7 protein-coding genes and 1 pseudogene are annotated in these 12,265 nt (G+C 58.1%); 4 read left to right on the forward strand and 4 right to left on the reverse strand.

From position 1 onward, the window contains the following. Nucleotides 1-189: pseudogene (locus C513_RS13420) on the forward strand (IS3 family transposase); the annotation flags it as partial. Nucleotides 190-377: 188 nt separating this feature from the next. Beyond that, entirely contained in the window at nucleotides 378-3,332 is a 2,955-nt protein-coding gene (locus tag C513_RS13425) for a DUF3320 domain-containing protein (RefSeq protein ID WP_211215745.1), read from the forward strand. 634 nt (nucleotides 3,333-3,966) lie between these two features. Here C513_RS13425 and C513_RS0111870 read toward each other — a convergent pair. Further along, the gene (locus tag C513_RS0111870) at nucleotides 3,967-4,887 is read right to left on the reverse strand and encodes a hypothetical protein (RefSeq protein WP_018716219.1); all 921 of its coding nucleotides are present in this window, start codon (nucleotides 4,885-4,887) and stop codon (nucleotides 3,967-3,969) included. Between the two features lie 446 nt (nucleotides 4,888-5,333). Here C513_RS0111870 and C513_RS0111880 point away from each other — a divergent pair, with 446 nt between their 5' ends. Together C513_RS0111880 and C513_RS0111885 are read left to right on the forward strand one after the other, a co-directional pair. Further along, the gene (locus C513_RS0111880; RefSeq protein WP_018716221.1) at nucleotides 5,334-7,442 is read left to right on the forward strand and encodes an ATP-binding protein; all 2,109 of its coding nucleotides are present in this window, start codon (nucleotides 5,334-5,336) and stop codon (nucleotides 7,440-7,442) included. Further along, the gene (locus C513_RS0111885; protein WP_018716222.1) at nucleotides 7,439-8,872 is read left to right on the forward strand and encodes a DNA cytosine methyltransferase; all 1,434 of its coding nucleotides are present in this window, start codon (nucleotides 7,439-7,441) and stop codon (nucleotides 8,870-8,872) included. Before C513_RS0111880 ends, C513_RS0111885 begins: the two co-directional genes overlap by 4 nt. A 7-nt stretch (nucleotides 8,873-8,879) precedes the next feature. On the opposite strand, the gene C513_RS14005 is transcribed toward C513_RS0111885, so the two are convergent. From C513_RS14005 to C513_RS0111895, 3 genes are all read right to left on the reverse strand, one after another. Next, nucleotides 8,880-9,350 carry a very short patch repair endonuclease gene (locus C513_RS14005; RefSeq protein WP_076342748.1) on the reverse strand — a complete coding sequence of 157 codons (471 nt, stop codon included), beginning with the start codon at nucleotides 9,348-9,350 and terminating at the stop codon, nucleotides 8,880-8,882. Continuing rightward, nucleotides 9,337-9,777 carry a hypothetical protein gene (locus C513_RS13430; protein WP_211215746.1) on the reverse strand — a complete coding sequence of 147 codons (441 nt, stop codon included), beginning with the start codon at nucleotides 9,775-9,777 and terminating at the stop codon, nucleotides 9,337-9,339. Before C513_RS13430 ends, C513_RS14005 begins: the two co-directional genes overlap by 14 nt. Nucleotides 9,778-9,873: 96 nt before the next feature. Next, entirely contained in the window at nucleotides 9,874-12,168 is a 2,295-nt protein-coding gene (locus tag C513_RS0111895; RefSeq protein ID WP_018716225.1) for an ATP-binding protein, read from the reverse strand. Nucleotides 12,169-12,265 lie beyond the last annotated feature (97 nt).

The following is a 12,265-nucleotide window of genomic DNA, read 5'->3' on the forward strand; positions in this document are numbered from 1 at the left end:
GAACTGATTCATCGCCGGGGCCCCTGGAAGACCAGGGAAGCCGTGGAACTGGCGACCCTGCAATGGGTGCACTGGTTCAACCACGTCCGACTGCTCACGCCGATCGGGGGTATCCCGCCGGCAGAAGCTGAGGCAAACTACTGGAGGCAACTTGCCGACAGCAACACCTTGGCAGAGGTGTCCACTTAAACCAACCAGCCTCCTCGAAACCCGGGGCGGTTCAGACAGCCCCCGCCAGTCTTCACGACGTTGATGTGGTGTGCCGCGCAGCCAAGCGTGCAGCCGAAGCGCCCAAGCTCACCGGGGTCCAGCTCTCTACCGGCGACTGGCAAGCTCGACGCGACACCCTCAAGGCACTGACAGAGGCCGGCGCAGGCATGAGCACCGAGCGCGCGCAATGGGCTGGGGTACTGATCGACGCAGCCTGGGAACAAGACCTCCTAACGACACGGCAGAGTTTGGCTCGTCTGGGCCCAAAGTGGTGGCGCGGCATATCCGGCGAGTGGCGCACAGCCAAGCGCACACTTCAAGGCCTAGCGAGAAGCGTGTTACCTGACGAACCAGCGCAACTGGTGGCAATTACTGACAGCGTCCTGGCCTATCAACGTCATCGTCAGGCTTACGAGGCACATGCCAGCTTGGGGCAAGCCCTTTTTGGCGCACAATGGCAAGCCGACCGCTCAGACTGGGCTGTCCTCGACCGCATTTCGCAGTGGGTGATTGCCCTGCATGACGAAGTCGGCAAGGGGGACATGCCGCAGGGGATTGTGGACTTCCTGTCCGGGCATCAGGATGCCAGCGGGCTTGGCGACATGGCCGTAGCCACTCAAGCAAACGTCAGGACCCTCACGTCGGCCGTCGAAGCCACCACGCAAGCACTCGCGCTGCCTGCATCGAACTGGGGCGAGTATCCACTGCAGCAGCTTGCTGAGCAATTCCAGCAGTGGCGCCAGCAACTGCCGCACTTGCATCAGATGGCGCGCTTCAATGCGCTGGCCGAGAAATTCAATGCTGCTGGCCTGCAGGTAATGCTGGCGGCTGCCCGTGACAGCGATCAGTCAGATACCCTGGTGCCCTTGCTCGATATCACTTGGCATGACAACCTGGTGCAGCGCGCCTACAAAGACCTGCCCATTCTTGCCCGATTCGACCGCCTGGAGCATGAGCACCGCATCCAGCGATTCCGCAGCCTGGATCTTGCCTCCATCGATCATGCGCAAACACGCCTCGCTACCGCTATTTGGCAGCGCAAGCCTCACATCAATCAGCCCGGCGAGATGGCCGTGTTACGGACCGAGATCAACAAGAAGCGAAGGCATCTGCCAATCCGCCAACTGATTGACCGCGCCGGCCGGGCCATCCAGCAGGTCAAGCCAGTGTTCATGATGAGTCCCATGTCTATCGCGAACTTTCTGCCGCCAGCAAAGGTGAACTTCGACGTGGTGATTTTCGACGAAGCCTCGCAAGTGAAGGCGGTGGATGCCCTGGGTGCGATCCTACGCGGCAAGCAGGTGATTGTCGTGGGGGACACCCGCCAGATGCCACCGACGGACTTCTTCAGCCGCGATCTGGATCAGGAGGACGAGACCGAGACGGCCGACATGGAGAGTATTCTCAGCCTTTTTAAGGCCAAAGGCTGTAACGAGCGTTACCTGCGGTGGCACTATCGCAGCCGTCATGAGTCGCTCATCTCGGTGTCCAACGTCGAATTCTACGACAGCAAACTAGTCGTGTTCCCTGCGGCTGGGCAGACGCCACATGCCACGGGAATTTCGTTCCGACACCTGCCAGACGCCCTGTACGACCGCGGCAAGACACGCAGCAACCCGAAAGAAGCCCTGGCCGTGGCAGAAGCCGTGCTGCACCATGCTCGCACCACACCTCACCTGTCACTGGGAGTAGCCGCGTTCAGCGTGGCGCAGCGCGACCGAATCGAAGAGGAGCTGGAGCGCCTGCGCAAGTCGCATCCGGAGACAGAATCCTTCTTCACCTCCCACCCGAGCGAACCTTTCTTCGTGAAGAACCTGGAGAACATACAGGGTGACGAGCGCGATACCATTTTCATCAGCATTGGCTACGGACGCAACGAATCGGGTCGCATCTCCAAAGAATTTGGCCCCCTGAACCGCGATGGCGGGCACCGTCGCCTGAACGTGCTAATCACGCGGGCGAAGATGGCCATGACCGTGTTCAGCAACTTCCGCGGAGACGAGCTTGAGCTGGACGCCAGTGCCAAACACGGCGTGCGGGCGCTCAAGAACCTGCTCACCTACGCCGAGACACGCGAACTTACGGTGAGCGCCGAAACCGGTAAATCCACCGACTCTCCCTTTGAGAACCAAGTACTGCGCGCGCTACAAGATCGGGGCTACAGCGTAGAGCCCCAGGTCGGCACAGCCGGCTATTTTATCGATCTTGCCGTGCGAGACCCAGAGATGCCCGGGCGCTATGTACTGGCCATCGAGTGCGACGGCGCAGCGTACCACAGCGCGAAGTCCGCTCGTGACCGCGACCGTCTGCGCCAGGGTGTGCTCGAGGGACTGGGCTGGCGATTCCATAGGATCTGGAGCACGGACTGGTTCCGGAATGCCCCGCATGAGACGGATCGGGTGGTCGAAGCAATCGAGGCCGCACGTCTGGTGCTGGACGAGCAAGCGGTCGCGCAGCCTGAATTCGTGCCAAACAACGTCATGCGCGGGTCTACTGCGCCGGCGACTCTGACACGGGTTGATGTGGATCAACCCAGGGGGCCTGACCATATCATTCCCTACACCACCACTGTCCTCCCCCCGCAACACGGCAGCGACATCGTGGCAGCACCATTGCATGTGCTCCGCGAGCTGGCGAAGCAGACTGTAGACATCGAAGCCCCAGTTCACGTCGACGTGGTGACCCGCAGACTGATGACCGCCTATGGTGCGAGTCGTGCGGGCGCGCGCGTGGCGGCACGGGTGAAAGACGCCGTGGACGCGACTGCGCGTGAGTATGGATGGGTGCAGCACAACGGATTTGTGCTTCGTTCAGGCCAGTGCAACGGCAATGAATCCATTCCTGTGCGAAACCGATCACTCCTGCCTGCGGCTGAACGCAAGATCGAGCTGATCGCACCAGAGGAAGTCCGCACAGCACTGCTTAAAACGGTTGAAGTGGCCTTCTCCATTAGCACTACTGATCTCGTTGCGGAAGTCGCCAGTGCGCTTGGGTTCGGCCGGGCTACAGCAAATATCACTGGGCAGATTGAAACCCAACTGAGTATGCTGCTGTCCTCCGAAGTGCTAAGAAAGGCTGAAGACGGACGGGTGGTAGCCGTGGAGAAAACGGGCGTCACTTGAAGGCTGCGTATAAAGCGCGGCGTAATGTATCCGTCCGCTGCTGCCGTTCCATCTAATGGGGAAACACCACCGAGTGCGCTTCGCGGACCTGATGCAATACAAAGATGCACGCGACCATGCTAGCGAAGAAGCCATGACGAGCACAACTCAAAAACTGCCCATAACTATCGATTGTTATCTGGCAATCCTGTTTCGACAAGATTGGTTCAGACAACTAAAACTTTGACGACCTATCGTTCCATTCTCCAATCTCAACACCATGTTGGGATTCCACACCCCGCGACATGGTATTAGCGCATTTTTCATAGCACGCTCTTCGCGCACCATGAAAATGCCATTGATGATGTGAGGAGCATCGTTATTGAAATAATTTTTTTCACAATAAAATCAATAACTTATTTAACACCCTCATTCCCACTCCATCATCAACGAGGCCTCCAAACCCGCATGGTTAAAGGACTTCACCGTGATCGACATGGGTCTTTACCGTCGCTTTTACCGTCAGAAGCGCAGATCTTTTGCTGGCGCGGGAGATGGAGCGATTTGCGGGGGAGCGACGTTTTCGACATCATCATCAATCAAGCTCAAGGATACCTGCAACGAGGCAATCTGTTGAACTACTCCCGTCCGGCAGCTACGACGCATCGGCAGCATCGGCTATGACGTCTCGGGCTTCCCATTCGCCTTCACGCTCTTGCGTCACAAACTCCTTGTCCCAAACTCCCCACGACGCCCTCATTGGCACCCGCGCCATTGGGTTGTGCACGAACGTCAGTGGGCGTTCTGCACGAACCATGTTGCCGATTCCCAGCCGCGACCAAATGACACCGGATACTGGGGAAAAGCACTCGTCGAGGAAAGCCGTTCGCGGAATCGCCCCTGTTCGACGCTCAATTGTCAGCGACGACTCGAAGCCTTGAGCGACCGTCTGACCTGTAGCCCGATCTATCCGGACGAACTCGGCCCCGATCGGAAAAACTGCTGACAAGATCAGGGGCAGCCCGTTCTCAGGAATGTGCAGCCCGAAGCGGCCACCACCAATCGCAACGATGCGCACGTCTTCCTGGTGGATGACCCCTTCAGCAAGATAACGTTCAATGGCCTGGCTCTTAGTCCAGAGCGCGCTGGTGAGACGCAATTGTGCTTGGCGCAAGGGTGCAGGCTCAAATCCTCCGCCCTCGTTCATCGGTTGGGGACCTTGGACGTAGTCGGGGCCAGCTACGCCCCGGTCCGGCGCGATCGCTTCTATCCAAATGCGCCTGCCACCATCCAGGACGCAGATGTCTGGCTGGCCTCCCTCCCGTAGCCGATCCGCAGAAGGAAGCAATGATTTTCCGGCACCAATCAGTGCGCATCCCAGATACATCTCCCAGAATCGAGCATCGGGATCGCGGGCAAAGCCTTGTCGAAAATCGAGGTCCGCGTAGGGGGCATAGACGCTCCACATCTCTTCGAGCGCGCGCTGAAGTCGCTGCTCAGCGGCAAATCGCCCTTCGCGGATGTTGACGAATCCCAGGTCGAGGTTGTCTCCGCCGACGTCGAACAGACTCGTCATGGCGCTTCGCCCTCAATGGGACCGACATGCGACCAACGCATCGAATTCAACTCCTCGACTGCCGCGCAGGCTTATTCGAGCGACTCACCGCTGTTAGACGTTCGATCCGCGCGGCGCTGTCACACAACGCCGCATCCGTCATCTGCGCTAGTACGCGCAAACCAACCCTCACGACCTCGCTTTGGTTCATCAACATTCCCTGGGTGGCGCACCTGAGCCTTAGCGTCTCAATGAGCTGCGCGTCAGCCTCTTGCATGGAAAATGCGCGCCTAACCACTGGCTTGGCGTGGCCTGTCTTCTTGGCTTGGCGCCCCTTGCTCGTCCCAGTGGACATGGTCGGCTCCTATCGGCGATCATGCGATAATACCGTGTGCGTCGTATGCGCGCGCATACGACAACAAAAAAGCACGGCAGCAGGCTGCGGCCGGCACAACCTGGAGTTGCCGATGGCTACATCTTCTCGCCGTGTTGCGCCGGCCGATGGCGGCAATTTGAGCCGATCCGTCAAGACATCTCCGACCGCCAAGAAGCCAGCTGCCAAGGCGTCTCCGTACCATCTGCGGATCTCGCGACTCACCGTCGATAAGCTCGGGGTCAAGCTCTACGACAAGGCCAGCGCCGTCGTCGCCGAGCTCATCGCCAATGGTTACGACGCAGACGCCGAGACCGTCACCGTTCGTCTGCCTCTGAACATCCAACTGGCCTCCAAGGCGGGGGGGAAACTCCGCGACTTAGGCTACGTGATCGACGTCGAAGACGATGGTCATGGAATGACGCCGGAGGAAGCCATTGGCTTCTACTTGCGAGTTGGCGCAGATCGTCGTACCCGCAAGGGCCAGGATGGCAGCAAGTCGCGCAAGAAGAAGCGTCCCGTGATGGGGCGCAAAGGAATCGGCAAGCTTGCCCCATTCGGCATCTGCCGGCGCATCGAGGTTTGGTCTGCTGGTGGCCCGAAGACTGCGAAAGGCTATGCCGTCACGCACTTCTTCATGGACTTCGAGAAGATCGTCACGGATGAGGACGAGTCGGTCCCTTTGGAAGCCGGCACCGACGATCAAACCTGGAGCAAGAAGTCCGGTACGCGCATCCGGCTTACGTCGTTCCTGGCCAAGCGAGTGCCGGAACTCGAAACTTTTCTGCGACAACTCGCCGTTCGGTTCACCTTCGCCAGACCAGATTTCAAGATTCTCATCGTTGACGTGACTAATGGCGCTGCACAGCCCATTAAGGTCAACCCGTTGGACATCCCTCTGCTGCCGGGGTCAAAGATCGACCTGTCCAGCCGACCCGTAATCGACGACGATGGCACGATCCTTCCCGTTTCAGGTTGGCTAGGCATGGCCAAGGAAGCGTACAAGAACGAAGAGATGATGGGCGTACGCATCTATGCCCGAGGCAAGATCGCAGGCGTCACGCGCGACTTCAATCAGCCTGCGGGTTTCACGGGGGAGTTCGCGATGCGTTCGTATTTGGTGGGTCAGGTCGAGGCCGAATGGCTCGACCTTGACCACGGCGACGACCTCGTACGAACGGACCGGCAGGACATACTTTGGGACTCTGACTATGGCCAATTGCTTCGGCGCTGGGGTGCAGAACTGATCAAGGAGATCGCACGCATCTCGCGCGAGCCCCGCCGAGTTCGCGTGCGTGACGAATTCTTGCGCAAGTCCAAAATCGAAGAGCGCGCACGGGAACGATTCGGGGACAAACAGGTGGCACGCGTGGCCATCGACCTGGCGAAGAAATTCGGTGGCTTCGCCGCCGAAGACGAACTCGACGACGACGTCTATGTCGAAGATCTGTCGCAGATCATTCTTTCGGTCGCCCCACATCAGGCGTTGATGGAAGCCTTTCACGAATTCACGAATCAGGTGACGAAGGGCGAGGCATCCATGGATCAGATGCTCGACATCTTCAGTAAGGCACAAATCGCCGAACTCGCCTCGTATGCACAGATCGCGGCGCAACGCGTGCGCGTCATCAACGATCTACAGCAGATCATCGACGTGTCGATGGACGAGGATCAATTCCAAGCGCTCATCGCCAACGCGCCTTGGTTGATCGAACCGTCATGGACCGTCATCACCAAGAATCAGAGTTTGAAGAACTTCAAGCACGCGTTTGAGAAGTTCTGGAAAAAGAAGCATGGCACTGACGTGTCCTTGGCGATTGACCACGAAAGCAAGCGTCCGGACTTCACCTTGGTCAGCATCGATGGACTGCTGCACATCGTGGAGATCAAGAAGGCCGGGCACGCATTCGACGACACTGATTTCGCTCGGCTCATCAACTACGTTGACGCCTTCGAGCAATTTTTTGAAGAGAATAAGGAAACCGTGGCAGAGTTCTATCGAGAGTGGAGGATCGACCTCGTTGCGGACAGTCAGAAGCTCAAACAAAGCGCCAATCTGCGTTCGTTCCAGGGGCTTGAAAAAGAAAATCGAGTCAAGCGGATGTCATGGCGTGACTTCCTCACGCGGGCCAAGAAAGTTCACGAACAGTTCTTGGACGTACACGATTTGGGTGCGCAGAAGCGGCAAGGCAAACGAGCATGAGCAAACTACGAGCCGTCAGCCTCTTTTCCAACTGTGGTGCCGGTGACGTCGGTTATCGCGACGCAGGCTTCCGTTTCGACGTGATGGCCGAACTCGACCCACGTCGACTCGACGTTTGTCTCCTAAACCACCCAGGTGCGGAAGGTGTAGCAGGCGATCTTCGCAAGACTTGGCAGACCGTGATCAAGAAGTATCGCGCGCGGGCGGGCAAAGCCCGCCCGGCACTGCTGTGCGCCTGCCCACCGTGCCAGGGAATGAGTTCCGCACGTTCCGGGAAGGGTAGCCACGACGATGCTGCCGCCGGCTCGAAAGACGAGCGCAATTTGCTGGTGACGGTAGTCGCCAATGTGGCGCTGGAACTGAAGCCATCGCTGCTCGTCGTCGAAAACGTCCCGGCGTTTTTTACGCGGAAGGTGCATCACCCCAAGGACAAGAAGCCGGTTTCAGCAGCCAACTACCTGATAACGGCACTCGCCGACGATTACGTGGCATTCCCCTTGGTCACCGATTTGTGTGACTTCGGCGTTCCCCAGTCTCGCAATCGCGCCTTCCTCACCTTCGTTCGCAAGGATCTGCCAGGTCTCAAGGAGTTGCTCCGCATTGGACGCACGCCTTTCCCTCGGGCGACGCATGCACCCGACGTTGGGAGCGCCCGCCCGATCACGCTTTCGGAGGCGCTCGAAAGCTTCGCGCTTCCGGCTTTGGACGCTGCAAGTCCGGAAACTGCATCTGCCAGTGACTATGCAGGCTTCCACTCCGTGCCGGTATGGAACGAGCGCATTTATGCAATGGTCGCGGCGATCCCTCATGCAACCGGACGCAGCGCATGGGACAACGACGTTTGTCATCATTGCGGTCCCGTCAAGGTGTTGCCAGAGACCGTCACATGCCCTCAATGCAATGCCCCGCTCCTCCGACCCATCGTCAAGGAAGATGATGGAAGCTATCGCTTGGTCAAAGGATTCAAGAGCAGTTACCGGCGCATGCACAGCGATAGGCCGGCTGCAACTGTGACCACGGCCAGCGGCCACATTGGAAGTGACTACACGATTCATCCGACTCAAAACCGACTGCTCAGCCCTCTCGAATGCTCGTTGCTTCAGACGTTTCCCAAGGACTTCAAATGGGGAGACGCCTTGAAGAAACTGGGCCACACGAACGTGCGAGAAATGATCGGTGAAGCCGTTCCACCTGCCTTCACCAAGTTGCATGGAGAAGTGCTCCATGGCATCCTGAAGCGAGAGTGGGAGCGTGCGCCAATGGCATGGAGCGACGAGCGCCTCACCAAAGGCTGGGCGAAGCTAGCATCGGCGGCGAAAAAAGATGGACGGAAAGACCCGCGAAGCTATTTCGACTACGCCACGCCGCCAATCCGCGCATCGGCATCAAGTAAGCGCAAAACAGCCGAGGCAGTAACTACTAAGGGTTGAGCGGCCATCAGTGCGTAGATAGAAAGTCGCGCAGTCGATTTGTGAGTCGAGCGGAATCACGCACCTCGCATTCCCAGACGATCAGAACGTCCCATCCTAGCTCGCGCAGCGCGGTGAGATTTCTGCTATCTCGATTCTGGTTGCCCCTAATTTTGGCTCGCCACGTCTCGGCGTTGTTGACGGGGACCGTCGCGCGTTTGCAGTGCTCATGTCCGTGCCAAAAGCACCCATGGACGAGAACGATTTTTCGGTGGCGTGGCAAGACAACGTCGGGCGTGCCCGGCAAATCCTTCCGGTGCAGCCGGAACCTGTAGCCCAGGGCATGCAACGCCCGCCGCACGCGCATTTCAGGATCGGTATCGCGCCCCCTCACCGCCTGCATACGGCTCCGCGTTGCTCGCGATACGCCCTCATACGCCGCCGGTATCGAGGTCGCGGAGAGAAACTTCGTCGCACGGTTGACGCTACGGATTACCATAGACAAACTCAGCGCGCCCTACGCTAGGTTGATCCGACCGCACGATCAGCCGCAGGAAGACGCCGTGCTGATAGCCCAATTGACTGCAGTAGCCACCCAGTTTCTCGAAGTCGCGGTCATCAGATTCCGGATTGTTCGATTTCTTGAGTTCGAAAACGATGTGGTTATCGCCCGTACCACGTCGATGGACAATCACGTCGGGAAATACTCGGCTTCCGTGCTCCGCATCGTCGCCTGATCCAAACGCAATCTCTTTGGGATCATGACCGTCACGGTTGTATTCACAGTCAACGTCCCAACCCTCGAACCCCGCTTCGACGTAAATCGCGAATCGATGCGTCATCGTCCGCTCGTTCACGTCCGCTCGCAGAAGATACGCATCGCGGTCCAGGAGCGTCTGCACCGCTGTGATGACGGAATCAGCCAAAGTCTTCTCACCCCTGCAGCTTGCTCGCAGCGCGTCCGCCCACGTCATGGGTTGCCCCCTTTTTGGTGTCGTCAAGTCCACCGAGCGACCATCCACCTACGGTAGAGCCGTATCTGGCTCAGCACCCTGTGGTGGAACCGTGGCGGAAGCGGAATCGGTTGGACCGCCTAGCAGATTCAGCATGTCGGTGATGACGTTGGGAAAGTCCCCCACCGGCGCAAGCCGTGCCAACAGCTCCATCGTCTCCTTCCCGCCGAAGTCGGCAATCTGCCTCAACCGGGCATCGGTGGCCGTTGGATCCGACGCGAGCAACAGCGCCCTTAGATATTCAACGTGAAGGTTGCGCGCTTCAGCCAAAACTTCGGACCAAGTCATGACGGTGATGCGCGTGTCGTGCTCTTCAAACCCTCCCCTGTCATGGCCAACCAGCAAGCCTTTCACCGTAATGTTCTTGCTCGTGTAGACGGCACGAATGATCTTCAGGTACTCGCCCAACTGGCCATACTCCACGGGCTGAAGCGTCTTTCCTGCTTCGGGGCCCTTGAGCTCAAAAACGATGAGTTCTTCTTGTCCGCCCGGATCGCTGAGAAACACGAAATCGGGCTTCAACTTGATCTTGTCGCCAGCAATCGACCATTCGCCCAAACCCTCGTCGGGTTTGTGCTTTTGCATCACCAGAGTCTTGATCGACTCGTTGGCAGTCAAGCGTTCCCATCGAGGCCCCAGCAGCCAAGGGAAAGTTTCGATCAACCGTTGTAGGTGCGTTTCAGTCTTGTCTTGCTCAATCATGCGTCGCATGACAGTAATGGCCGCAATGCGCTGCGCCATCGTCACGGCCAACCCCATGGCTTCGGGCACCATGCTTTTGCGCAGGTTTTCGACGAGTGCAGCAAAAACCGTCGAGTCAGAATCCAGCGACGAAAAAACCTTCTCCCATAGGCTCTTGGTCAACAGCCTCGTAGGCGCGTGCGTCCAAGCCTCAGTAAAGCTCTTGGTTGCGCGGTCCTTCGCCTCCTCGTCATTCGCCAGATTGGGAAGCACCTCGCTCAACAGCTCGGCGAGAGCCTCTTCCTCGGCACCAGTCAGCGTCGACTTGGGAGAGACCGCGCGGATGCGGGTAATGATCTCCTTCTTAGGCTGCTGGCCTCGCCACTTTCGGAATTCTTCGAGCCAGTGAGAAATCCTCGAGTTGCCCCATTGCTGAAACGCAATGGTGTCGTCGGTGTCCCAGTCGATTGAGCGCCGATCGGTGGAAACTACGTCGTTGGGCAGCTCGTCCAGCCAATCAGCCTCGATCACGCCGTAAAGATACCGACTCAAGATCTCCTTGCCCTTGACGTCAAAGAAGAACGGCCGATCCTGGGCAATTTTTCCGTGAGCGTAGACGCCGATGCCAGCATTCTCGATGGACCAATCGGAACCCTGCAAGCTGACGAACTTGATCCAATACTTGACCAGTCGCTCCACGCCGTTAATGCTCAACGTCTCTTCGACCGGCTGATTCCAGTCGCCGAACCCGAAATCGTGCAGCGGCGGTAGCGCCTGATCTGGCGTAATGAGCTTGTCGTTGATGTTGACGACGAAATCAGGCCTCAGCATTGACACCGTGAAGCGCCGCCCCATGGACTGAAGCAGCGTTTCCACGTTCATTGCCTTTTTGAGCGTGGTGTTCCTGAGGAACACGCATACGCCGCCCCGTCCTGCTTCGACGTTGGCGACGAAGTGCTTGTATGCGGTCTCGTGCCCGCTTTCCGACAACAGTTGCATGAAGGCGGCTTTCTCGACACCATCGGCGATGACTTCCGGCTCGTAGCTCCCCGCAAGCGCGGAGCCCGATTTGGCTATCAACTCCTTCAGCGAAAATCGAAGCCAATAAAAGCGCTGCTCTGGCTTCGGCTCATCTTTTCTCAGAACGTGATTCGGCGTAGAAACCACGTCCACCGTCCCCGCTATCCCGAAGCCGGCAAGCTTTCCGATACCTTTACGCCCCATCGGAAGCCGCCCACCAGGTGTTTGTTCGGTTGGAAGGGTCCGTCGATTTCTGCCAATGACCAGGAACTCGTCCGTCAGTTCATCCCGGGTCATTCCTCGCCCGTCGTCGGTAATGACGATGGTGGGACGGCCATCCACGCCATGGGCCGTCAGATCGATGTGCACGACGGAGGCATCAGCATCCCAACAGTTTGAAAGAAATTCAGCGACGACGTTCGTGGGCTTGTTTTGGTAGAGCTTGATGCCGAGATGTTCGATAACTCGGTTGGAAAACTCCAACTTGAATGGTTTGGCCTTCGCCTCTTCTTGCATCTGTGTCCCCGTCCCGTGCATGTCGTGCTTGTTTCCAAATTGTAGCCTCCTCGAAAACCTGTGCCAGTCGGTGGTAGAGAATTCCATGGTATGAAGGAGTTCCTACATGAAGAAAAGCAGATTCAGTGAAAGCCAGATTGTCGCCATCCTCAAGGAGGTGGAGCTGGGAGCCAAGGTCGGCGAG

It is taken from the genome of Allobrachymonas chironomi DSM 19884 (assembly GCF_000374625.1).
In the GTDB taxonomy this organism is placed as follows: domain Bacteria; phylum Pseudomonadota; class Gammaproteobacteria; order Burkholderiales; family Burkholderiaceae_C; genus Brachymonas; species Brachymonas chironomi.

Excerpts from the sequence above, each read along its gene's own strand:
- C513_RS0111895 (WP_018716225.1), bottom strand. The coding sequence starts at position 12,168 with ATGGAATTCTCTACCACCGACTGGCACAGGTTTTCGAGGAGGCTACAA.
- C513_RS0111870 (WP_018716219.1), bottom strand. The coding sequence starts at position 4,887 with ATGACGAGTCTGTTCGACGTCGGCGGAGACAACCTCGACCTGGGATTC.
- C513_RS0111885 (WP_018716222.1), top strand. The coding sequence starts at position 7,439 with ATGAGCAAACTACGAGCCGTCAGCCTCTTTTCCAACTGTGGTGCCGGT.
- C513_RS14005 (WP_076342748.1), bottom strand. The coding sequence starts at position 9,350 with ATGGTAATCCGTAGCGTCAACCGTGCGACGAAGTTTCTCTCCGCGACC.
- C513_RS0111880 (WP_018716221.1), top strand. The coding sequence starts at position 5,334 with ATGGCTACATCTTCTCGCCGTGTTGCGCCGGCCGATGGCGGCAATTTG.
- C513_RS13425 (WP_211215745.1), top strand. The coding sequence starts at position 378 with ATGAGCACCGAGCGCGCGCAATGGGCTGGGGTACTGATCGACGCAGCC.